This window comes from Mesonia sp. HuA40, assembly GCF_008017835.1.
In the GTDB taxonomy this organism is placed as follows: domain Bacteria; phylum Bacteroidota; class Bacteroidia; order Flavobacteriales; family Flavobacteriaceae; genus Mesonia.
Window position 1 is genome coordinate 1 of the sequence record NZ_VRLT01000026.1, and the last position, 23,818, is coordinate 23,818.

At 38.9% G+C, this 23,818-nt stretch carries 23 protein-coding genes; 10 read left to right on the forward strand and 13 right to left on the reverse strand.

Annotated elements, in window-relative coordinates; all coding sequences use genetic code 11:
• Positions 1 to 206: 206 nt before the first annotated feature.
• The 5 genes from FT993_RS04175 to FT993_RS04195 form a co-directional block, all read right to left on the reverse strand.
• Positions 207 to 1,061 (reverse strand): ABC transporter permease, encoded by an 855-nt coding sequence (locus FT993_RS04175; RefSeq protein WP_147861290.1) that lies wholly within the window; start codon positions 1,059 to 1,061, stop codon positions 207 to 209.
• Positions 1,058 to 2,041 (reverse strand): SDR family oxidoreductase, encoded by a 984-nt coding sequence (locus tag FT993_RS04180; RefSeq protein ID WP_147861490.1) that lies wholly within the window; start codon positions 2,039 to 2,041, stop codon positions 1,058 to 1,060. Before FT993_RS04180 ends, FT993_RS04175 begins: the two co-directional genes overlap by 4 nt.
• Positions 2,042 to 2,319: 278 nt before the next feature.
• On the reverse strand, positions 2,320 to 3,606 hold the full coding sequence (locus FT993_RS04185; protein WP_147861291.1) for a nucleotide sugar dehydrogenase: 1,287 nt from the start codon (positions 3,604 to 3,606) through the stop codon (positions 2,320 to 2,322).
• Between the two features lie 12 nt (positions 3,607 to 3,618).
• Positions 3,619 to 6,069 (reverse strand): tyrosine-protein kinase, encoded by a 2,451-nt coding sequence (locus FT993_RS04190; protein ID WP_147861292.1) that lies wholly within the window; start codon positions 6,067 to 6,069, stop codon positions 3,619 to 3,621.
• Positions 6,070 to 6,861 (reverse strand): polysaccharide biosynthesis/export family protein, encoded by a 792-nt coding sequence (locus FT993_RS04195; protein ID WP_147861293.1) that lies wholly within the window; start codon positions 6,859 to 6,861, stop codon positions 6,070 to 6,072.
• A gap of 112 nt (positions 6,862 to 6,973) precedes the next feature.
• Between FT993_RS04195 and FT993_RS04200 the strand changes: the two genes are divergently transcribed.
• The 8 genes from FT993_RS04200 (at position 6,974) to FT993_RS04235 (ending at position 15,678) form a co-directional block, all read left to right on the forward strand.
• Positions 6,974 to 8,833 carry an ABC-F family ATP-binding cassette domain-containing protein gene (locus FT993_RS04200; protein ID WP_147861294.1) on the forward strand — a complete coding sequence of 620 codons (1,860 nt, stop codon included), beginning with the start codon at positions 6,974 to 6,976 and terminating at the stop codon, positions 8,831 to 8,833.
• A 33-nt stretch (positions 8,834 to 8,866) separates the two neighbouring features.
• Positions 8,867 to 9,637, forward strand: a complete 771-nt coding sequence (locus FT993_RS04205) for an O-methyltransferase (RefSeq protein ID WP_147861295.1) — start codon at positions 8,867 to 8,869, stop codon at positions 9,635 to 9,637.
• Positions 9,638 to 9,680: 43 nt separating this feature from the next.
• Positions 9,681 to 10,385, forward strand: coding sequence for an ABC transporter ATP-binding protein (locus tag FT993_RS04210; RefSeq protein ID WP_147861296.1), 705 nt, complete (start codon positions 9,681 to 9,683; stop codon positions 10,383 to 10,385).
• Entirely contained in the window at positions 10,375 to 10,560 is a 186-nt protein-coding gene (locus tag FT993_RS04215; protein WP_147861297.1) for a hypothetical protein, read from the forward strand. Before FT993_RS04210 ends, FT993_RS04215 begins: the two co-directional genes overlap by 11 nt.
• A 151-nt stretch (positions 10,561 to 10,711) precedes the next feature.
• Positions 10,712 to 11,290, forward strand: coding sequence for a cob(I)yrinic acid a,c-diamide adenosyltransferase (locus FT993_RS04220; RefSeq protein ID WP_147861298.1), 579 nt, complete (start codon positions 10,712 to 10,714; stop codon positions 11,288 to 11,290).
• Between the two features lie 124 nt (positions 11,291 to 11,414).
• Positions 11,415 to 11,636, forward strand: coding sequence for a DUF2795 domain-containing protein (locus tag FT993_RS04225; protein WP_006989959.1), 222 nt, complete (start codon positions 11,415 to 11,417; stop codon positions 11,634 to 11,636).
• A gap of 85 nt (positions 11,637 to 11,721) precedes the next feature.
• A complete protein-coding gene (secA, locus tag FT993_RS04230; protein WP_147861299.1) occupies positions 11,722 to 15,081 on the forward strand; it encodes a preprotein translocase subunit SecA in 3,360 nt (1,119 codons plus the stop codon).
• A gap of 120 nt (positions 15,082 to 15,201) precedes the next feature.
• Positions 15,202 to 15,678 (forward strand): DUF4199 domain-containing protein, encoded by a 477-nt coding sequence (locus tag FT993_RS04235; protein ID WP_147861300.1) that lies wholly within the window; start codon positions 15,202 to 15,204, stop codon positions 15,676 to 15,678.
• Position 15,679: 1 nt separating this feature from the next.
• On the opposite strand, the gene FT993_RS04240 is transcribed toward FT993_RS04235, so the two are convergent.
• The 4 genes from FT993_RS04240 to FT993_RS04255 are packed head-to-tail and all read right to left on the reverse strand — an operon-like array spanning position 15,680 to position 18,989.
• Positions 15,680 to 16,372, reverse strand: coding sequence for a peptidoglycan DD-metalloendopeptidase family protein (locus FT993_RS04240; protein ID WP_147861301.1), 693 nt, complete (start codon positions 16,370 to 16,372; stop codon positions 15,680 to 15,682).
• A gap of 59 nt (positions 16,373 to 16,431) precedes the next feature.
• Positions 16,432 to 17,856 carry a hypothetical protein gene (locus tag FT993_RS04245; RefSeq protein WP_147861302.1) on the reverse strand — a complete coding sequence of 475 codons (1,425 nt, stop codon included), beginning with the start codon at positions 17,854 to 17,856 and terminating at the stop codon, positions 16,432 to 16,434.
• 1 nt (position 17,857) lies between these two features.
• Complete coding sequence (locus FT993_RS04250) at positions 17,858 to 18,460, reverse strand: hypothetical protein (RefSeq protein WP_147861303.1); 603 nt, start codon at positions 18,458 to 18,460, stop codon at positions 17,858 to 17,860.
• Entirely contained in the window at positions 18,444 to 18,989 is a 546-nt protein-coding gene (locus tag FT993_RS04255; protein ID WP_147861304.1) for an RNA polymerase sigma factor, read from the reverse strand. The genes FT993_RS04250 and FT993_RS04255 overlap by 17 nt, the downstream gene beginning before the upstream one ends.
• A gap of 94 nt (positions 18,990 to 19,083) precedes the next feature.
• Between FT993_RS04255 and FT993_RS04260 the strand changes: the two genes are divergently transcribed.
• Complete coding sequence (locus FT993_RS04260; RefSeq protein ID WP_147861305.1) at positions 19,084 to 19,644, forward strand: DUF2911 domain-containing protein; 561 nt, start codon at positions 19,084 to 19,086, stop codon at positions 19,642 to 19,644.
• Positions 19,645 to 19,688: 44 nt separating this feature from the next.
• On the opposite strand, the gene FT993_RS04265 is transcribed toward FT993_RS04260, so the two are convergent.
• Positions 19,689 to 20,114 carry an organic hydroperoxide resistance protein gene (locus FT993_RS04265; RefSeq protein WP_147861306.1) on the reverse strand — a complete coding sequence of 142 codons (426 nt, stop codon included), beginning with the start codon at positions 20,112 to 20,114 and terminating at the stop codon, positions 19,689 to 19,691.
• Between the two features lie 101 nt (positions 20,115 to 20,215).
• Here FT993_RS04265 and meaB point away from each other — a divergent pair, with 101 nt between their 5' ends.
• Entirely contained in the window at positions 20,216 to 21,307 is a 1,092-nt protein-coding gene (gene meaB, locus FT993_RS04270; protein WP_147861307.1) for a methylmalonyl Co-A mutase-associated GTPase MeaB, read from the forward strand.
• Here meaB and FT993_RS04275 read toward each other — a convergent pair.
• From FT993_RS04275 to FT993_RS04285, 3 genes are read right to left on the reverse strand one after another with little or no spacing between them, the layout of a single operon-like run.
• Positions 21,304 to 21,879: a phosphatase PAP2 family protein gene (locus tag FT993_RS04275; protein ID WP_147861308.1), complete on the reverse strand. Its 576-nt coding sequence runs from the start codon at positions 21,877 to 21,879 to the stop codon at positions 21,304 to 21,306. The genes meaB and FT993_RS04275 overlap by 4 nt on opposite strands.
• Positions 21,880 to 21,883: 4 nt before the next feature.
• The gene (locus tag FT993_RS04280) at positions 21,884 to 22,111 is read right to left on the reverse strand and encodes a hypothetical protein (RefSeq protein ID WP_147861309.1); all 228 of its coding nucleotides are present in this window, start codon (positions 22,109 to 22,111) and stop codon (positions 21,884 to 21,886) included.
• 12 nt (positions 22,112 to 22,123) lie between these two features.
• On the reverse strand, positions 22,124 to 23,485 hold the full coding sequence (locus FT993_RS04285; RefSeq protein ID WP_147861310.1) for an MATE family efflux transporter: 1,362 nt from the start codon (positions 23,483 to 23,485) through the stop codon (positions 22,124 to 22,126).
• Positions 23,486 to 23,818 lie beyond the last annotated feature (333 nt).

The window sequence follows — 23,818 nt, forward strand, 5'->3', positions numbered from 1 at the left end:
AACTTTTACACATAGCTTTGGCTCTTATTAAAAATCAAACTTATTATAAAAATAGCTTGGATTTGTCATAGAAATCGGTGTGACAGGGCGTGGTTTAAAATACTAGTACTTAGTGCGACCATTTGGGAGTCCCGAGCATTCGGGATCTCGATACACATTTTTATGGCTCACGCCATAAAAACGCACTCGCGCTGACAAGGTAGATTTTAAACCGTATCGATAAAATTCTTCTCGGTTCGGTTAAAAATTATGAGGCCGATGAAAAATATTAATACCGAGAAAACAAAAGCATATAACAATCCGCCCCAGCTAAATTCGCCAAAATCAAGACTAATAAAACGGAATCCTTCGATGATTTGTGTAATGGGGTTGTACTCAAATGCCCAGCTTAGCTCTGGTAATTTCTCTTTGGCTTTGGCCAACGGAAAAGGCACGGCCGAAACGTACATCAGTAAAGAGGTAGCAAAGCCTACCAACACCGTTAAATCGCGATACTTGGTGGTAAAGGCCGAAATGGTCATTCCCAAACCGAGCCCCATCAGCGCCATCATCATGACATAAACCGGGAACAAAAACAAGTAAACATTGGGAGCAATCGATTTTCCCGTGAGTACAAAATACAGGTAAAAACCTATAAAAATACCCAGCTGTATCCCAAACTTTAATAAATTAGAAATGGTAATACTCAAAGGCATAATGGCCCGCGGAAAGTACACCTTACCAAAAATCGCTGCATTGCCACGAAAAATATTGGAAGTTCCCGTAAGGCAATCTTTAAAATAATTCCACGCCGTAATCCCCGCCAGGTTAAATAAAAACGAGGGGATGGCTCCGGTAGTTACGCCCGCCACATTATTGAAAATCAGCGTTAAAATTACCGAAGTAAAAAGCGGCTGTATGATATACCATAAAGGCCCTAAGATGGTTTGTTTATAAAGCGTTACAATATCGCGTTTTACAAACAAAATCAGCAAATCGCGGTAGCGCCAAATCTCTCGAATATTAAGATCGATGAGTTTTTTACGCGGACTTATTTCATACAACCAGTTTTCTTGTTTCATGACTTTACAAACTTTTCCCAAGTAATGACCAAACCTTGATCTACACGCACTTTAGGACTATATCCCATTTGGGTTTTAGCTTTGGTAATATCGGCTAAACTGTCTCGCACATCTCCTTTTCTTGGCGCACCGTATTGAGCTTCCACCTTTTTACCAGAAGTATCTTTTAAACTCTCCCATAACTTATTTAGGCTAATACGTTCGCCTACCGCTACATTATATACCTCGTTGGCCGCCTCATCTGGAGCAAACATGGCTTTGATATTGGCTTGCACCGCATTGGCTACAAAAGTAAAATCTCGCGTTTGTTCTCCATCGCCATTAATGGTAGGCGCTTTTTCTTCTTTTAAGGCTTGCATAAATAGGGGGATCACTGCTGCATAAGCGCCATTGGGACTCTGTTTGGGTCCGAATACATTAAAATAACGCAATCCTATAAGTTGAGTGCCATAGGTTTTAGCAAACACATCGGCATACAATTCATTTACATACTTGGTTACCGCATAGGGCGATAATGGTTTCCCGATAGTGGCCTCTACTTTGGGTAAAGCTTTAGAGTCACCATAAGTAGAACTAGAGGCGGCATATACCAATCGCTTTACGGAAGTACTTTCTTTTTGAGCAACCAACATATTAAGAAAACCACTTACATTCACCTCATTTGAAGTCACTGGGTCATCGATTGATCGTGGTACCGAGCCTAAAGCTGCTTGGTGACTTACATAATCTATACCTTGCATAGCTTTTTGGCAGGTGCTTAAATCGCGTATGTCACCTTCGATGAATTCAAAGTTAGGCAAGTCTTCAAATTCCTGAATATTGGCATAATAACCATTGGAGAGGTTATCTAAAACCCGAACTTTTTTAGCTCCGTGTTTTAGTAGGTACTCCACTAAATTAGAACCTATAAAACCGGCTCCTCCCGTTACTAAAAATGAATACTCTCCTAAATCTCCTTGATGAAAGGCCTCTGAATACATCATGTGTTCTGCGCGTTTGTCTTTGCTTGCAAATATAGTTTTTTCTGTTTAATGCTTAGAGATACAAGGTCTTTTCTTTGCTTCTTAACTCAACGGAGTCTATCCTGCTTTTCAAATAACATAAAGCAAAGCGATCTACCAAGCCATTGAGTAATCTTAGTCTTTATTTTGGGCTTTTCACCAAACAAAAGTCCCCCTAAAAGGGGGAATTGTAGGCCAAATAGGCATATTAATTTTTCTTTTTCATTTGTACTTTAACCCGATAGGCATGCGTGAATTTATAAACGCGCATCGATTTGGTCAAGGGGTAAGCAAGACTTTACATCAAAAACCACGGTTTCTGGCTTTTTAAGTCGGTTTAAATCCATTGTTAAAAACTCGTTATGACTCACACACAAAACTACCGTATCGTATTTTTTATCGAGCTTATTGCAATCGCTAATGAGATTAATACCAAAAATACTTTTCACCTCATCGGGGTTGGCCCAAGGGTCGCACACGTCAACATTTAAGTTGTATGTTTTTAATTCTTCAATCACATCAATGGCCTTGGTATTGCGCACATCGGGACAGTTTTCTTTAAAAGTAATTCCTAAAACCAAAGCGTTTCCGCCTTTGATCTGGGCTTCTTTTTTCACCATTAATTTTATCACTTCTTGGGCCACATAGCGTCCCATACCATCATTCATGCGTCTTCCCGCCAAAATAATTTCGGGATTATAGCCGGCTTCTTGAGCGCGTTGTGCCAAATAATAAGGATCTACCCCAATACAGTGCCCCCCTACTAAACCGGGGGTGAATTTGATAAAATTCCATTTTGTAGCGGCAGCTTCTAAAACCGCATCGGTATCAATATCGAGCAGTCTAAAGATTTTACTCAATTCGTTTACAAAGGCAATATTGATATCGCGCTGCGAATTTTCGATCACCTTTGCCGCTTCGGCCACTTTAATACTTGGCGCCAAGTGCGTGCCAGCGGTAATTACCGAAGCATATAATTGATCGATGCTTTGGGCAATCGCTGGTGTAGAACCCGAGGTCACCTTTAGAATTTGGGTTACAGTATGCTTTTTATCGCCCGGATTGATGCGCTCGGGAGAATAGCCCGCATAAAAATCTTTATTGAACTTTAGTCCAGCTAATTGCTCTAAAATCGGCACACAAACCTCCTCGGTTACCCCAGGGTAAACAGTAGATTCATAAATCACCACATCGTCTTTTTTAAGGTATTTGCCAATGGTTTCACTGGCCTTTTCTAAGGGAGTGAGTACCGGGCGGTGGTTTTTATCGGTAGGTGTGGGAACCGTAACAATATACACCTGGGCGTCGTGTAAATCATCGGCTTGTGCACTAAGGCTAAGCCCCTTATCACCCGAAAGCTGGAGCACCTCTTGCAGCAAGTCGTCACTCACCTCAAGGGTATGGTCGTGACCGCCCTGCAGCTCATTTACACGTTGGGTATTGATATCAAACCCTAGCACCTTATATTTTTGGGCAAAGGCAACCGCTAAGGGTAAACCTACATATCCTAAGCCTATAATGGCAATTTTTGGAGAATTATTCATAGTGCAATAATCTTATTTTTTGTTTTTAAATAAACGGCGGTACCAGCTTCGCTTGGTTTCGGGTTCGTGGTAACCGTTGCCATAGTTGCCATAACTGTATCCGTAACCATAGCCGTAGCCATAACCATAACCGTATTTGGCTTTTTGCTGGAAGTAATTCAGTACAAAACTGATGTTCTTAACCTCACCCGATTTATATTTTTCGTTGATCACGTTCAACATCCCCTTACGGGTATAATTTTGACGTACAATATATAAATTGGCATCTGAGAATTTAGTCAGGTTCAAAGCATCCGATACCAAACCGATGGGTGGAGTATCTAATATTATGTAATCATAGCGCTTTTCGAGTTGTCGAATCAAATCTTCCATCTCTTGTTTCATCAATAACTCAGAAGGGTTAGGCGGCACGGCCCCCGAAGTAATCACATCTAAATTATCATAGCGTGTTTGTTGTATGATATCATCAACACCATCTTGATTGATCAAATAATTAACCACCCCTTTATCGTTATTGATTTGGAAATCGTCAAAAATTTTAGGTTTGCGCAAATCCAATCCCATCAACAGCGTTTTCTTTCCGCTTATGGCAAATACCGATGCCAAGTTCATAGATATAAAAGTTTTACCCTCTCCCGAAATCGAGGAGGTCACCAGCACGGTTTTACAACCTTGCAATTGTCTTTGGCGGTAGATAAATTGAAGACTGGTACGCAATCCGCGAAAGCTCTCGGCTATAGCCGATTTAGATTTGTGGTAAACCACCAAATTGGAAGATAAACGACTTTTGCCCACCATACCCAAAATAGAAATAGGCGATAATTTTTCAACATCTTTAACGCTGTTCACTTTGTTATCTAGGAAAACAAGAATAAAAACGAACACCAGCGGTATGGCACTACCCAGTAAAATAGCCATCACATAATTGAGCTGAGTATTAGGCCCTATTTTACCTCCGCCTACATCTTTTGCCTCATCGATTACCTGCACGTCGCTGACATTAGCGGCTTTTACTAAGCCGGCCTCGTTGCGTTTGTTTAAAAACAGGTTATAGGTTTGCTCACTTATAGTGTAGCGGCGCTGAATATTTAAAAGGTCTTGCTCGTCTTGCGGCAGTTGACGTACTTTGGCTTCCAGCTGATTGATGGTACGCTTTACGGAATTGATCTCGTCTTGTAACAATCCGGTTGAACTGGCGATATTCTCTAGCAATACCTCTTTGGTAGCATTGATTTGCCTATCGATATCTTTAAATTTGGGGTTATTGGCTTTAGCCCCGTATTCATAAGCGCTGCGCTGCTCAGACAATTGCACGATGCGCCCCACTCCGCTTGAAATGCTGGGCTCTTCTATACCCGAAACACTAGGTGCAGGTACATTAGAATAATCTGTACGCGACTGCAAATAGTCTTTTAAAGTATTGAAATAGTTTAGCTTGCGACTTAATTCTTGTTCTTGCTCATCGAGCACGGTTAGGCGGTCTCTTAGTTGTTGCGCTTCGCCAGTGATGTCTATAATCGAATTGTTCTTTCTAAAATCATTGAGTTCGTCTTCTACCCCACGTAATTCTTCGGCACGTTTTTGCAAACTGCTATCGATAAACCGAATGGTTTTGGTGGCAAAAAGGTTTTTTCTATCGAGCATATTACGGCTTAGTACGGCCGCGGTGGTATTGAGGTAATCTACAATTTTAGCTTTATTGTTTCCGCGTAAAGCGAGACTCAATACCGAAGAACCTTTTTCTTCTGGTCGAATTTGAATGTTTTGGTAGTTTTTAACCACCTGATTAAAATTATGTAACTCGATATAATAGGGCTTACCTATTATTACGGGCATATCATTAGGCAAGAGTCGGCCTTTTAAAAATGGCAGTTCAATAGGCTCTTTAACTTGATATTGTTTTTTAAAAGCTCCTGCGGGTAGCCCTACTTGTCCCAATTTCTTATCGCTATACCGCATTGCCGAAGCCTGAGCGGCTTCTTCTAAATTATAGGAGAGCTCAAAACGCTTTTCGTCTTTAAAAACAACTTTAAGCGGTGTGTACAATACCTGAAAAGCGCTAGTGTCCACTTCAAATTGAAAAGGCACCGAGCCATAGGCATCGATGAGCTGGTATTTACCTTCTTGCAGGTAATTGACATAATAGTCTAACTCCTCAACCACCTGCTCGTTATGCGAGCGTGTTTTTAAGGTGGTAACGGCGGTACTTACTTTATCGGAGGTTCCGCCCCAATTAAAGGTGAGGCTAGTGTTGGAGGTGAAAAACGGATTTTGATCGTCTTTGATGCTGATGAGCGAACTCAGTTGATAAACCGGTAATTTGCGCACGTTAATGTAGTAGGCAATTCCCAAACCCACCGCAATACTAATGGCAAAAATATACCAATAGCTAAAAACTTTAAAGACAAAGCCTTTAAAGTCAAAATTTTGTTCTTGTTCTTGTAGGGCAAATTCTTCTTCCATCTATAAACGCGTTGACAATAAAATGATCGAAGTAAACAAAGTAACCACAGAAGCTATGGCGGTAAAGGTTTCTAAACCGTTGGCCCCAAAGCCCAGACTCTTTTGCGGCAGCGGTTTTACGATAATCAAATCGTTGGGTTGTATATAATAATAAGGAGAATGAATGGCATCTAGATTGGTAAGATCTATATGGTGTACCTTTTGGCCTTCGGGATATTGGCGCAGGATCACCACATCTGTACGATCTCCCGTAACTTCGATATCGCCTGCATTGGCAATGGCCTCCATAATGGTTACTTGGTCTTTGTAAATAACTTGGCTACCCGAACCAATCTCACCAATGGTTGTATAACGCACCCCAGCTAATTTTACGGTTACAAAAATATTGGCCTCCTCTTTAAAATAATCGGCTAGCAAGCGTTTCTCAATTTTCTCTCGAATCTCTGCCAAGGTATAGCCCAGCACATTTACTTCGCCTAAAGTAGGAACGCGAATATTCCCATGATCATCTACACGAAAACCATCGTAATACAAACGCTCTTCGCCAGTAGCCGATATCTCACTATCGTTTATGGGGTTAAACATCGCCACCAATTCTTGATCGAGTGCCTTGATACGAATACTCAACAAATCATTGGTTTGCACGCGATAAGGCGGTTGCAACTTGCGCACAGCCATCAAACTGTCTATTTGACTTTTTTCTTCTTGCAAATAGGTTAATCGTTCTGTACTGATACACGAACTCAATCCTAGTATTAGCAATATAAAGACGATTAATTGGCTGTATTTCATAGGCGTAAATTAGGCTATATAAGCCACAAATATAAGTTTTAACAAGTAATAATAAAACCCAAAAGAAGTAAACTCAAATATTTCTCGTTTATTTGTGTAAAAATCTTACGTTTTGAATTACGCTTCTATAGAAAATATTGCTAAGGCTTTTGGCGAGCGGGTCTTATTTACGGGACTTTCTTTTGGCATTAACCAAGGACAAAAAATAGCCTTAATCGCTAAAAATGGAACAGGAAAAACCTCTTTGCTCAATATTTTATCGCAGCAAGAACTACCCGATGAGGGACAGGTGGTTTTTAGAAAATCGATCAAAACCGCATTTTTGCCTCAAGAACCTCAACTCGACCCCAACTTGAGTGTAGAGCAAACAATTTTTAGCAGCGACAACGAGACTTTACGGATTATCGCCGCTTACGAAAAAGCATTAAAAAACCCCGAAGACACCGAAGCTTACCAAGCGGCCTTTGAAAAAATGGAGGCACAACAAGCTTGGGATTTTGAAACCGAATACAAGCAAATATTATCTCAGCTTAAATTAGACCGCTTAGACCAGCCGGTTGCCAGCCTGAGTGGAGGCCAAAAAAAACGATTGGCATTGGCGACGGTGCTATTAGACCGTCCCGATTTATTGATTCTTGATGAGCCCACCAACCACCTAGATCTAGAAATGATCGAGTGGTTAGAAGATTTTTTTAAGCGCGAAAACTTCACCCTGTTTATGGTTACCCACGATCGTTATTTCTTAGAACGTGTGTGTAATGAAATCATAGAATTAGAAAACGGAAACCTCTATACCTACAAAGGCAATTACTCCTACTACCTTGATAAAAAAGAGGCACGAGTGGCGCTAGAAGAAACCAATACCGATAAAGCCAAGCAGTTGTATAAAAAAGAATTGGATTGGATGCGGCGTCAACCCAAAGCCCGTACCACCAAATCGAAATCGCGTATCGCCGATTTTAGTGACATCAAGGCTAGAGCGCATCAACGTCGTAAAGACCACCAAGTACAGCTCGAAATAAATATGGAGCGTATGGGTAATAAAATTGTCGAGTTACACAAGGTGAGTAAAAGCTATGACGATAAAGTTTTACTAGACCAGTTTAGCTACAACTTTCAGTCAGGAGAGCGTGTAGGCATCATCGGTAAAAACGGAACAGGAAAATCTACCTTTTTAAATATCGTCACCGGTGCTTTAAAGCCCGATGCGGGAAAAATCACACTAGGAGAAACCATAAAATTTGGCTATTACACCCAGAAGGGAATTGCCATTAAAGAAGGCCAAAAGGTAATTGATGTGATTCGCGAGTTTGGCGATTATATTCCGCTTAAAAAAGGAAGGCAAATTTCGGCAGCGCAATTGCTGGAGCGATTTTTATTCGACCGTAAAAAGCAGTATGACTTTGTAGAAAAATTAAGTGGAGGCGAGCGCAAAAGACTTTATTTATGTACGGTACTCATACAGAATCCTAATTTCTTGATTTTAGATGAGCCTACCAATGATTTGGATATTGTAACCTTAAATGTGCTCGAAAGCTTTTTATTAGATTATCCCGGTTGCTTGATTGTAGTTTCGCACGACCGTTACTTTATGGATAAGATTGTAGACCACTTATTGGTGTTTAAAGGGGGCGGAAAAATCGAGGATTTCCCTGGTAACTACTCCGATTACCGGGCTTACGAGAGCAGTAGCACCCCAGAACCAACGCCAGATAAAGACACCAGCGCCAAAGCAGCTTATGCCGAACAAAAGCAGGCTAAAAAATTATCCTACAACGATCAAAAGCTGTTTAAGCGTCTCGAAAAAGAAATCACTCAATTAGAAAAAAAGAAAGAGCAACTACAGCAAGCCTTTTTATCGGAATTAAGCGAAGATGAAATCAAAGAAAAATCTATTGCACTGCAGCAGCTAGAAAAAGAATTGGAAGAAAAAACCGAACGCTGGTTTGAACTGAGTATGGAGCTGGAGTAAAACTATCCGCTTTAAGCGAAAAAAAAATAGTATATGAATCACTTGTTAAAATCATATCCTAGATTTTGGTTAAAAAGTACCAATGCCCACGGGGTACACTCTCCCTTTGTGTATAATTGGGTAACCCGATGTTTATACGACAAAAAAGACTATGCGGCTTATCGGCTTATCAAGGCATATCATAAAGCTATGCGTAGTAATCACCATGCGATTGAGGTAAAAGATTTTGGTGCCGGTTCACGGGTTTTTAATCCCAATAAAAAAAGAAAGGTAAGTGCTATTGGCAAACAAGCCGGGAGTTCGCTTAAACGCAGTCAACTGCTTTATAGAATTTGCCGTTATTTTGATATCAAGCAAGCGGTTGAATTGGGCACTTCATTGGGCTTGGGAAGTATTGGGATGGCCGCAAATTCGGGCACGCAAGTACACAGCTTTGAAGCCTGCCAGGCCACGGCAAAATTAGCCCAAAACCAAATGCAAAAAATGCAACGCAACAATTGGCAGTTGCATTTGGGCTTGTTTAAAGATACTTTAAAGCAAGTACCCCATAATATTGATCTGGCTTTTATAGATGGGCACCATGATGAGCAGGCTACTTACGCGTATTTTTGTACCTTGTTGGCGCATAAACACAACGACAGTGTATTTATTATAGACGACATTTACTGGTCGGCTGGTATGCAGCGCGCTTGGGAGCGGATTAAAAAGCATCCCGAGGTAAAGGTAAGCATAGATTGTTTTTATTGGGGCTTGGTATTTTTTAGAGCTGAGCAAGCTAAAGAAGAATTTAGCATTCGCATGTAACAAAGCTGCCGTGCTAACGTCTTATAAAACAGAAAGCAGAAGTATGAATAAAGTTATTGATATTACTAAAATTACCCGAGATTTTAAACTTGGCCAAGAAACCGTACACGTTTTAAAAGGCATAGACCTGGTTATTGAAAAAGGCGAATACGTTGCGATTATGGGGCCGTCTGGATCAGGAAAATCAACTTTGATGAATTTACTAGGCTGTTTAGATACCCCTACCGCCGGAAAATACATTTTAAACGGCCAGGATGTTTCTCAGCTCAGCGATGATGAGTTGGCAGAGATTAGAAATAAAGAAATCGGCTTTGTATTTCAAACCTTTAATTTGCTTCCGCGAACCACAGCTTTAGACAATGTGGCTTTACCTATGATTTATGCTGGCAAATCAAGACAAGAACGCAACGAGCGAGCGGCCGAAGTATTGCAAGACGTTGGGCTAGGCGATCGGATGGACCATAAACCCAATCAGCTTTCAGGTGGACAGCGTCAAAGAGTAGCCGTGGGGCGTGCTTTGGTAAACAAGCCTTCTATTATCTTAGCCGATGAGCCTACGGGAAATCTAGATTCTAAAACCTCTGTAGAAATTATGCATCTTTTTGATGCAATTCACGCCGCAGGCAATACGGTAATTTTAGTTACTCACGAAGAAGATATTGCAGCCCACGCGCATAGGGTAATTCGACTGCGCGACGGACTTATTGAAACCGATGTGAAACAAAAGCCAAAAAGTTATGCAACTTGAGAACCTCTCTCCGCTCACTCAAATTTTACTTGTTTTCGGCGGGCTAGTAATACTGTTTCTCGCAGTAATTGCCAACAATAATCGCAATAAAACCAAGCGTAAGCCTAGAAGTACGCGAGCGTTTAAAGAACGTTTGAAAGCCAAAAGAGCAGAGAAAGAGAAAGAAAATGCATAAGGTATTACTATAAATGGTTTAGGCTACAAATTTGAACCGAGTCATTCGCATCCTTTAAAATTTTGGCTTCATCTCCCAATACATTCAAATTGATTATATAAAAATTCTACATTTATCTTTTTCTTTCTTACTTTGTATGCAAAAAAAGAAAATGAAAATTTATACCAAGACAGGAGATCAAGGTACCACTGCACTATTTGGCGGCACACGTGTACCCAAACATCATATTCGCATAGAAAGTTACGGCAGTGTAGATGAACTTAATGCCCAAATTGGTTTAATCAAAGATCAAGATATCGACCGGGATACAAAACAAGATCTTTTTGCCATACAGCATCATTTATTTACGCTTGGCGCGGAATTAGCCACAGATCCGGAAAAAGCCAAGTTAAAAAACGGTAAAGAGCGTTTAGCCATCAAAAAAGTCAACGATCAAGAGATAAGCTTTTTAGAAGAACGCATAGATCAAATGAATGAGCGTCTTCCCCAGATGACGCATTTTATACTACCAGGAGGACATACCACCGTGTCATATTGTCATATCGCACGCTGTGTTTGCAGACGTGCCGAGCGTATGGCTGCCGCTTTAAATGAGTTGGAGCCATTTGACCCGAGTATTTTGAGTTATTTGAACCGATTATCGGATTATCTTTTTGTGCTGGCACGAAAATTGACAAAAGACTTAGGTGTTGACGAAGTAAAGTGGATTCCTAAGAAGGATGAAAATTAAGCATACAACCAGCTTTATTTAGTACACACAAGTTCTTACAAATCAAAAAAATAAAATAATAGATTTTTTTCTTGGACTATTCAATTAAAAATTTATTTTTGCAGAAATTAAACACGAGTATCAGATGTATTGGACTTTAGAATTAGCATCCTACTTAAGTGATGCCCCTTGGCCAGCAACCAAAGATGAATTGATAGATTATGCTATTAGAACGGGAGCTCCTTTAGAGGTGGTTGAAAATTTACAATCTATAGAAGATGAAGGTGATTCTTATGATTCAATAGAGGAAATTTGGCCAGATTACCCCACCGATGAAGATTACCTTTGGAACGAAGATGAATATTAAAAATCAGCAAAATAACTAGAAAAAAGTCTCCCTGTGAGGCTTTTTTTTTGCTTACATTTGACACTTATAAAAACAATTACAAGTTATGGGGTTTTTAGACTCGGTATTAAAAGTATTTATTGGCGACAAGTCTGAAAAAGACATCAAAGCCATCAAACCTATTGTAGAAAAAATCAAAGCTTTAGAAAAAGACTTTGAACAACTTAGCCTCGATCAATTAAGGCAGAAGACAAGCGATTTTAAAGCTAAAATAAAATCGGCTACCCAAAATTTAACCGAAGAAATTGCAGCTTTAAAAGAAAAGGCTAGTCAAGAAGAAGACATCAACCTCAAAGAAGACCATTACAACAAAATAGACAGTCTTGAGAAAGAAGTTTATACGGTTTCTGAGCAGGTTTTAAATGATATTTTACCAGAAGCTTTTGCAACGGTTAAAGAAACCGCTAAACGCTTTTGCCATAACGAGCGTTTAGAGGTAAAAGCCACCGCCTATGATCGCGAACTTTCTGCCACTAAAGACTATGTAAATCTAGAGGGAGAAGATAAAGCCATTTGGTTAAACCGATGGGATGCCGCCGGTAAAGAAGTGCAGTGGGATATGATACACTACGATGTTCAGCTGATTGGTGGTATTGCTATGCACCAAGGTAAAATTGCCGAAATGCAAACGGGTGAAGGGAAAACCTTAGTGGCAACCCTACCGGTATACCTTAATGCATTAACCGGAAAGGGTGTACACCTTGTAACGGTAAACGATTACTTGGCCAAAAGGGATAGCGCTTGGATGGCTCCTATCTTTCAATTTCACGGTCTTACAGTAGATTGTATCGATTATCATAGACCTAATTCTGAAGCTAGGAGAAAAGCTTATAATGCCGATATTACCTACGGTACCAATAACGAGTTTGGTTTTGACTACCTGCGTGATAATATGAGTCACTCACCTAATGATTTAGTTCAGCGTAAGCACAACTATGCCATTGTAGATGAGGTCGATTCGGTATTGATTGATGATGCCCGAACTCCACTTATTATTTCGGGACCAGTGCCTAAAGGAGATGTGCACGAATTTGATGCATTAAAACCTCAAATCAGTAAAATAGTTGAAGTTCAACGCAAGTATCTTGTTGGCGTATTGGCAGAAGCCAAAAAGCTTATCGCTGCAGGAGATACCAAACAAGGTGGATTTTTATTGCTTCGCGTTTTCCGCGGATTGCCTAAAAACAAAGCATTAATCAAATTTTTAAGTGAAGAGGGTATCAAGCAGCTACTGCAAAAAACCGAAAATCACTATATGCAAGATAACAACCGCGAGATGCCAAAGGTAGACGCTGAGTTGTATTTTGTAATTGAAGAGAAAAACAACCAAATTGACTTAACCGATAAGGGAGTTGAGTTTTTATCGGGTAAAGAAGATCCTAACTTTTTTGTGATGCCCGAGATTGGTATGGAAATCTCTAAAATTGAGCAAAAAAACCTACCTAAAGAAGAAGAAGCTGCATTAAAAGAAGAACTCTTTAGAGATTATAGTGTAAAAAGCGAAAGAATTCACACCCTGCGTCAACTTTTAAAAGCTTATACACTTTTTGAAAAAGATACCGAGTATGTGGTGATGGACAATAAAGTGAAGATTGTAGATGAACAGACTGGCCGTATTATGGATGGGCGTAGATATAGCGACGGGTTACACCAAGCTATTGAGGCCAAAGAAAATGTAAAGATTGAGGATGCCACGCAAACCTTTGCTACCGTAACCTTACAAAATTACTTTAGAATGTACGGCAAGTTATCGGGTATGACCGGTACAGCGGTAACCGAGGCGGGCGAATTCTGGGAAATTTATGAATTGGATGTTGTTGAGATACCTACCAACCGGCCTATTGCACGTAAAGATAAAGAAGATTTGGTATACAAAACCAAACGCGAAAAATACAATGCAGTTATTGAGGAGGTAACCAAATTATCGCAAGCAGGACGCCCCGTACTTATTGGTACAACCTCGGTAGATATTTCAGAGCTGCTTAGCCGTATGCTTAAAATAAGAAATGTACCGCATAATGTATTGAACGCAAAATTACACAAGAAAGAAGCTGATATTGTAGAAGAAGCGGGTAAAGCTGGAGTGGTAACCATTGCAACCAATATGGCAGGTCGTGGTACCGATATTAAACTGAGTAAAGAAGTGAAAGAAGCTGGTGGTTTGGCCATTATTGGTACCGAACGCCACGATTCGAGACGAGTAGACAGACAGTTAAGAGGTCGTGCTGGTCGTCAAGGAGATCCAGGTAGTTCACAATTCTACGTTTCTTTAGAAGATAATTTAATGCGCCTCTTTGGTAGTGAACGTATTGCTAAACTAATGGACCGCATGGGGCTTGAAGAAGGTGAGGTTATACAGCATAGTATGATTTCTAAATCTATAGAACGTGCCCAGAAAAAAGTAGAGGAAAACAATTTTGGTGTAAGAAAGCGCTTGTTAGAATATGATGATGTAATGAATGCGCAGCGTGAAGTGATTTATAAGCGTAGATACCACGCCCTATTCGGGGAACGTTTACGTGTTGATTTGGCCAATATGATTTTCGATCTATCGGAATCGATTACCGAAACCAACAAAAATGCTGCTGATTTTAAAAACTTTGAATTTGAGTTGATTCGTTATTTCTCTATGGATTCTCCTGTAGATGAAAAAATTTTTGAAAAACTAAAGCCACAAGAGTTAGCGGGTAAAGTTTATAAAGCTGCTTATGCCAATTACGAAGAGCGTATGCGGGCCAATGCAGAAAGAGCTTATCCTGTAATCAAACAAATTTTTGAAACCCAAGGTGATCGTTTTGAGCGTATTGGAGTACCTTTCTCTGACGGTCAAAAAACCTTACAGGTTGCCACCAATTTAAAAATGGCTTATGAAACCGAAGGTAAACAATTGGTTCAAGATTTTGAGAAAAATATCACTTTGGCTATTATCGATGATGCTTGGAAAACCCATTTGCGTAAAATGGATGAATTAAAGCAAAGTGTACAACTTGCGGTTCACGAACAAAAAGACCCCTTGCTTATTTATAAATTTGAGGCGTTTGAATTATTCAAATCGATGTTAGATGAGGTAAATAAAGAGGTGATTTCCTTCTTGTTTAAAGGAGAAATACCTCAGCAAGAAACCAATATTCAAGAAGCTCGTGAGCAAAGACCTAAAGAAAATCTAGAGACTTCTAAAGAGGAAATCCCTAATATGGATGAGCGTGCTGCTCAAAACAGAGCCGCGGGTCAACAAGCCTCACAACAACCACAAGTAACCGAAACCATTGTTCGTGAACAACCCAAAATTGGACGCAATGACAAGGTTACTATTCGCAATGTTGCAACGGGAGAAAGCAAAACCTTAAAATACAAACAAGCAATACCCTTATTAGAAAAAGGACAATGGGTTTTAACTAAACACTAAAATACTGTACCTTTTAAAAACAAAGCGGTCTTATACCTTAAAAGTCTTCTTTATAACTTTTTTTGATAAGACCGCTTTTTGTATTTTTACATTTCACAACAAGTCAACAGTTCAACTCACATGAAGAATTTTAAAATAGAATTTAAATGGGCAATCTACTTTAGTATTCTTACCCTTTTTTGGCTGAGTATAGAAAAAGGTGTAGGGCTTCACGACCAGTATATCGATTTACACCCTATTTATACCAATTTAATTGCTATACCTTATATTTTATTGTATTATTTGGCTTTGCGACAAAAAAGAGAATGGTTTTACAATGGCCAGATCACTTGGTCTCAAGCCGTGGTTTCTGGTGCGGTATTATCGGCAATTGTGGCGCTTCTCTCACCCTTGGTACAATATATCGGAGCCACCTTTATAACTCCCGATTATTTTAAAAATGCCACCAAATACGCTATTGAGCAACGTAATATGCATCCAGATTTAGCCAAACAATATTTTAGTATGCGTAGTTATATTATCCAATCTATATTCTATGCCTTGGCAATGGGTATTGTAACTTCTGCTTTAGTGGCGCTTTTTGTCAAGAAAAAGTAGCTTACGCGGATTTGTATTTCAAAAGTATATTAGGGTCGGGACAATTCTTCAAGTAGTATGGCTTTTCTAAAGCCCTTGCCACGCCAGGGTAATCTCCTACATAATTTTCAATATCTAAAATTAACTGAAAATGTAGATGTGGAGCGTAATCACCATTTACCCTTGCATCTCCTAAAAAACCAATGGTATCTCCTGCTTTTACAAGGTCGCCTTGTTGTAAGAGCGAAAGACTAGCTAAACTTAAATGACCGTATAAACTGAAGAATTGATGCCCACTAATTTGATGTTCTAATAGTAGTGTTGGACCATAATTTCCGTACCCTTCATTGTTTGCTAAACTGTGCACACGACCAGCTATGGGAGCCACAACAGGTGTTTCTGCAGCTGCCCAAAAATCAACCCCCAGGTGTAAATTTCTCTTTTGTGCTTCATCTGTCAAAAAATGCATACTCCGATCATAAATTTTACGCAATTCCATATATCCACCAAAAGCGACTTCGGCTTGGTTTTTATGCAACCATTGGGTCAAACGTTCTTGCATTTGTACGGGGTTAAACAAAACCGAAGTACTCAGCAAGTTTTGATGAATTGAAAGGTCTAAGGGAATATAAGTCTGATGTGCAAAGCCTTTTATTACCGGAGTAAAATCTGTAGTAAGTGATGATAAAAAAGCTAAAGAAGGTTTATTAAACATAAAAAAATAGTTTCACTTATAAAGCAAAACTATTTTTACACAAAAACCAAATAAAAAAACTAATTAAAAACAACTTTACTAAATTTCACATCGATATTAATTCGATTATCGGTTGTCTTATCTTTAAAGAAACCTGTAACCAATTCTGTGCCATAGGTGTTATCTCGAGTAACTTTAATATTAGAGGGTAGTTTCAAATTACTTTTACTACCCGTATAATTGAGCTCAAAGGCCAGTTTTGGCATTGCTATACTCAAATCGGTATTGCTCAAGTTCATATCAAGACGATTAAAATCGGCTCCTATTTTCAAGATTTTCAACTGTCCGAAGGTACTGGTTAATCTACCAAAGCCATTCCACTCTTCTATACTTAAATCACTTGCGTTAGCTCTTAAGGCCATACTTTTCACCTTGCCTATTTCAGCTTGTTTTACGTAATTTATATGCAGCTCTCCATGTTCCCAAAAATTAATATTTACAGGAGCATAAGCTACTTCTACCCTATTGTTTTCTCCTATTATCCTATCCGCTTTAAGCGATGCATAAGCCAATTGTACTTGTAAATTACTAACCGGTTTCTCCAAATTTAATGCGCCATAGCGCTGCTTGATTTTTATACTAGATTGCGAAGGAATTTTAACCTTTACAATAGGAACGATTAAAGCTTTCTCTGGAGCCTTGTTTGCATTAGGACTCAGTGTAGAAACCATAAAAATTTGGGTTGTTTTTCTTCCGTCAGGATGCTCTACAACTTCCTTTTTTAAGTGCGTATTGGAATTATTTTCGCTCATTGACCAAGCAGTAATTCTTTCATTGAACTGGGCTTCCATTTGCTGCATTTTGCGCTCTAGCTCTTGGCGCCAAGTTTGATTGGCTGCATTTTTTTGCAATTCAGATTGACGTTGAAGCACTGCGGCATTTTCTTTATCTTCTAAGAAAGATAACACCAAATTTTCATAGGCCCTTAAGTATTCTTTTCCTTGCTTCTGGTATGCGCTATAATCAAATTTGAGTTTACTGATTTTTTGAAGTGCGCTACTGGTAATATTTAGTGCATTTAACTCAGCTAGCAAATTCTTCATCAACTTCATTTCGCCTGGCTTAGGATAATCTGCTGCTGTTTCGCTGTTCAATGTTGCTTTTTGTAATTCGTAGGCGATTTGCTGTGCAGGCCGAGCAAAAGAACGCAAGAAAATACGGTCTTTATCTGCTTTAAAGCTCACCCCCCAGAGTTTTTTGATTTGTTCAACTTGTTCATCAGACAAATCAACACCTTCAATATAGGCCTCTATTACGGTTCTGTTTTGGTTCCAAGTTTCAATAATAACTCGGGTGTGCCTAGACTCTAAATCTAAACTTGGTTTGGCATTAACCTCTAGTTTTTCGTGTAATAATGTGGTTTTTTGGGCTACCAAAGCGGTAGTCGTCAAACCAAAAAAACTAAGGATTAACACTTTACAATAATAAATAGCTAATTTTCTCATGCTATATGCTTATTCCCGTTAACTGTTGCTTTTGCTCTTGTTTAAGGGATTTTAATTTACTTTTTAGTCGTTTTAACAAGTCGAGTCTTAACTCTAAGTTTTGAATAAGCGTACCTATAGAGGCCTCACTCACACCATATTCTTTAATTTCTTCATTAAGCTTTAGGTATTCGTCATCGAGTTGCTCTAATTGTAGCATAAAATCATCTATTAATTCTTTATTTTCTGGGGTAATGGTTAAAGCGGCCAGTTCTGTATGCAAGTTTGCCAGATAAAAATCTTCTATCTTTTTAAATTCTGGCGAACTTTGGCTCAACATAGTAGCCGGCACAACAGGAAGACTTCCAGGATTCACAGACTGCTCTTCAACCAATTGCTCTTGGTTTAATTGAGGCGAAGTGGGCCAAAACAGCACTCCGCTTACCAACACCACTACTATAACAGCAGCAATTTTATACCATAGAAAATAGTCTTTTTTATTTTGAGATGCAGGAAACTCAGCCTCTAACCGACTTAAAAATCTATCTTTATGCCCATCTGCCAAGGGCGGGTTTGCTTTTTTCTGGGCCTCAAACTGCAACATTTCTCTAAGATCCTGTGCCATTGTAAATATGTTTTAATTGTTCTTGCAACTTTTTCTTTCCTCGATGCACAAGGGTACGCGACGAAACTTGTGTTATATTTAAAATTTGCGAAATTTCTTCGTGGTCATAACCTTCGATTAAAAAGAGCATTAATGCAAAGCGATATTTATCGGGTAATTGAGCAATACACTCTTTTACTTGTTCTACGCTAATCTCATCTGCAATGCTCCAATTGTCTTCCTCTTCTACCTTACCTAAGGTTTGCTCATTAATCGCGATTAAGTTTAACTTTTTAGCTTTAAGCATATCCAAACTGGTATTGATCACAATCCTTTTTAACCAAGCGCCAAAAGTAACTTCTCCTGTAAATTGATGCAGTTTTGAAAAAGCTTTGATAAAACCTTCTTGCATAGCCTCTTCGGCCTCGTGTTGATTTTTTAAAAATCTCAGGGCTACATAATACATGGCGTCACAGTATTTGTTGTAAATTTTCAACTGTGCGCGTCTGTCTTGCTTTCGGCAACGTTCGATTAAGTCGTTTTGAAACAAAATAAAGCTTAATTAGTTTCTATTCATTTTTAAATACGATGGCCTTTTCTTATTGTTGCAGTTTCTAAAAAATTTTTATCTTCACTTAAAAAATATGAAAAGAAGTATTCGTATCTTCCTTATTCTGCTTATTGGAGGCATCATTGGCTTCTTTTTAATCAAAAATCAAACCAAATCACATAGTCCTGAGGAAACCGTACATTATCGTACAGGAAATTTAAAAGTAGAAGTTTTTTACAACCGCCCTGCAAAACGAGGTAGGGAGATTTTTGGCGGACTAGTACCTTTTAACCAAGTTTGGCGAACAGGGGCTAACGAAGCTACTACCTTCTCTGTAAATCAAGCTATTCAAGTTGACGGTTCGCTGCTGGACGCCGGGCGATACACTTTATGGACGATACCCCAACCGGATTCTTGGAAAATTATTTTTAATAAAAAGATGTATGCTTGGGGTATTGATCTGACTACAAAAAAAGCCGCACGAGACGAAGCCTTTGATGCTTTGATTATCGAGGTGCCAACTGAAAAATTACCCGAGACCGTAGAACGCTTTAGTATTCATTTTGAGAAACAAAACCAATTGTATTATATGGTTTTAAGTTGGGATCAAACCCAAGTGAGCTTTGCTATTGATAAACTCAACAAAAAAACCTAGATGCAAGAGCACCTAGGCTTATATTTGTTTAAACATTTATTAGATTATTCGTCTAATAATAGATTTAGGGTAACATCAATATTATCTCGTGTGGCGCGAGAAAACGGACAAATTTCGTGTGCTTTATTCACTAATTTCTCTCCTGTTTCAACATCAACTGTTGGTAGATAAGAATCTAAGATTACAGCCAATTGAAAGTCACCTTCATCTGTGCGCCCAATACTCACAGAAGCCGAAACGCTATAATCGCCTAAATCTATATTATCTTCTTTAGCCACAGCCTCAAGTGCACCCCCATAACATGCCGAATAAGCGCAAGCAAAAAAGTGCTCTGGGTTTACTCCATCACCATCGTCTCCGCCCATGGCTTTAGGAACACTCAAGTTCATATCTATCTTACCGTCTTCGGTTTTTACGTGTCCGGCTCTACCTCCTTTTGCGGTGGCTTGTTCTGTATAAAAAGTTTTCATCTTTTTTAAAAATTTAAGGTTTAATTTATGGCTTGAAGATAAAAAGCTTTTTATCCGTTTTCAAGAATGAATTCATAAATTTGTGCTAAATAAAAATGTATATGCCCACCCCCAAGAAAAACAAATCGGCTTTAAGCGAAAAGACATCACAGCACGCTCAATCTATTGGGTCAAAAAATGCGGCACGTATTAAAGCTTTACGAAAAAAACGCATTAATGCCGCCGATTTAGCAGAGCGTATATTAGCGGGCAATAAAACGGCCTTGAGTCAAGGTATCACCCTAGTTGAAAGCAAGCAACAGAAGCATTTTGAATCGGTAAAAACACTTATCAACACCTGTTTACCTGCTTCGGGCAAATCTATTCGCATAGGCATTACGGGGGTGCCAGGTGTGGGTAAAAGTACTTTTATAGAGGCTTTTGGGAACTATCTTATCGAGCAACATGCTAAAAAAGTTGCCGTTTTGGCTGTAGACCCTACAAGTAGCGTTTCGCACGGAAGTATTTTGGGCGACAAAACCCGTATGGAAGAATTAGTAAAACAAGAGAATGCTTTTATTCGGCCAACGGCATCGGGAGATTCGCTTGGTGGAGTTGCGCAGAAAACACGTGAATCGGTTATTTTATGCGAAGCGGCAGGCTTTGATGTTATTTTAATCGAAACCGTGGGGGTGGGACAAAGTGAAACTTTGGTGCATAGTATGACTGACTTTTTTTTGTTGCTCAAATTAGCTGGTGCGGGTGACGAGTTACAAGGTATTAAACGTGGTATTATGGAAATGGCCGATGCTATTGTTATTAATAAAGCTGATGGAGAGAACCTAAAACCCGCACGACAAGCCCAGGCAGAATTTAAAAAAGCACTGCATCTTTATCCGACCAAGGAAAGCACCTGGAAACCTTTGGTGAAAATTGCTAGTGGCTTGCATCAAAAAGGTATAGACCGCATATGGGAAATGCTTGAGACTTATTTTAAATTAACCCAAGCCAATGGGTATTTTGAACAATTGCGTTTAGAGCAAAATAAGCATTGGCTTTTGCAAACCATACAAGATCAATTAAAAGCCGACTTTTATGCTAACCCAAAAATAAAACAAGCCTTAGCCGAAAAAATTGAGGCTTTAAAGCGACAAGAAGTTTCTCCGTTTGAAGCTGCTTTTGATTTACTCCAATTGCATAAAGAAATAAATTAAGCTTTAGCGTTTAGCTTATTTATACTGATTTGATGCAGTTTATAAAATAAAAACCCGATTAGACTCCCTATGAGTATACCCGTTATAACATCTCCTGGGTAATGTTTACCAACATAAATACGGCTATAGCTCACCAACATGGCCCATATTAATAGCAAAGGGAAGGCTGATTTATACCATTTTTTTAGAATATTACCTAGAAAGATGGCTAAAGCTGTTGAGCTCGCTGCATGTGCAGAAAAATAACCGTATTTACCGCAATAATCCATTAAAAATCGGCCTTGAGCCATAAAATCTTCTTTACAAGGTCGGGGTCTGGCAAAAGCGTCTTTAAATACATTAGCCAATTGATCTGTAGCTGTTATTAAAAGCGCAATAAAAACCAGTGTAATTCCGAGTGTTTTTAAGTTATAGTTTTTATAAAGCAAATAAAGTAAGTAGGCATACATAGGTATGGCGGCAAACTTATGCGTTATAAAAACCCAGAACCAATCCCATACGGGTGTACCTAAATTATTAAGGTACAAGAAAAGTTCTTGGTCCCATTGCAGCAGTTGTTCTATAGTGGGCATAGTTTTATTCTTGGTAGCGTGCCACTTCACGGTCGTAAAACTGCGAAGCCTCTTCGATTAAATTTTCAACTTCACTTTCCAGTTCTTTTTGATCGTGTGCATCAAACTCCTCCAGCCACTCAATCTCGTCATCTTGAAGATTGATTATAAATCTTGGGTAATCGGTATGCACAATAAATATAGCCTCGGGAAAATCGGTATTATCGGCGAGTAAAAATTTTGGAAATTCCATAGTTTGAATTTTTTATAAAGGTAAAGAAATACTTCCTTTTTCAATTAATTTTTTGCTAAGGTAATTAAATCTAAAGTATAACATAACCGCCGAAGCAGAAAGCCCTACCAAAAGACCAATCCAGATTCCCATACTTCCTAGTACATCCTCCTTACCGAGATAGAAACAAATAGGAAACCCTATTACCCAATAGGCAATAAAACAAAACAAAGTAGGTATTTTTACGTCTTGCAATCCGCGTAAAGCACCTAAAATAACAACTTGCAAACCATCACTTAACTGAAATAAAGCGGCTATGATAAGCAATTGAGAGGCTAGATAAATTACCTGCGCATTGTCTATATAAAAAGTAGGCAACCAATCTTTAAGTACGATAAAACCTACGGCAAAAACGGCTTCGATTAAAAATACTAACAAAAACGTAGATAAAGCAATTCGCCTTAGGTCTTTAAAAGCTTTTTTTCCTTTTTGATTACCCACCCGGATAGTCGCAGTTACGCCAAGGCCTACTGCAATCATAAATGTCATAGAAGCTAAATTTAAAGCCACTTGATTTGCCGCTTGTGGATCTGTGCCCAAGGTACCTGCTAGGAAAACTGAACCGGTAAAAACACCTACCTCAAAAAGCATTTGTAAAGCTGTGGGAAAGCCTAAATTAAACAAGCGTTTAAACACTTTCTTTTGTAATGATTTTTTTGCCCAAACAAAGTAAGTTGCAAATTTCTTTTTTGATCTTAAAATATAATACAAGAAGAAAAGCATAAAGAAACGCGAAATCAAAGTTCCTAAAGCGGCTCCTTCTAACTCTAATCGCGGAAAAATCCAAATTCCGTAAATGAGTAAATAATTAAATAGCACGTTAACCACATTGGCCCCGATGGTAGCATACATCGCGTATTTTGTTTGTGATAACCCGTCGCCAAATTGCTTAAAACCCTGAAAAACCATTAGTGGAATCATTGAAAACGCTACAATATCTAAATAAGGCATTGCTAATTGCACCACCTCATCGGGCTGATTGAGATAGAACAATACAGGTTTGGCAAGCCAAAGTGCTAGAAACAGCGCAACACCTGTTGTTAAGCACATGATGATACCGTGTTGAAAGTAAGAACGACCTTTTTCTATATTATTAGCACCATCGGCCTCGGCAATCAAAGGTGTAATGGCAAAACTAAATCCGACCCCAATAGAAAGCGCAATAAAAACCAATGAATTACCCAGAGAAACCGCTGCCAAAGGGGCAGCACCCAGCTTACCAACCATAATATTATCGGCAAGACCGACTAATACATGACCCAATTGACCCAACATCACTGGGTAGGCAATGCTAAGGTTCTTCTTAAACTCTTTGGTGTAAGCGCTTAATTGCATGATTCTGCTTTTAATAGTGCGCAAAGATATGCAGTTTAGTTAGAATTATAATTTAAATCGCTTGAAGTTTTAACGTCAAAAAAATCAAATTACTTTAACAATATAAGCAGCAGTGGTATTTATTGTGACCTAGTTAAATAAGGCATTGAAATCTCATTTTACACGTATAAAACATTCGTATCTAATTATTTTTATTTCTTGTAATTCATAAAGTCGCTCTGTTTCCTGAAGGCTAAATAATGACGCTAGAGCGGTAGTAAGGCGCTAGAATTTTTAGAATTGCTTAACAGCCGTATTTAATCAAAAAACCTAATTTGTAAATTAAAAGCAATT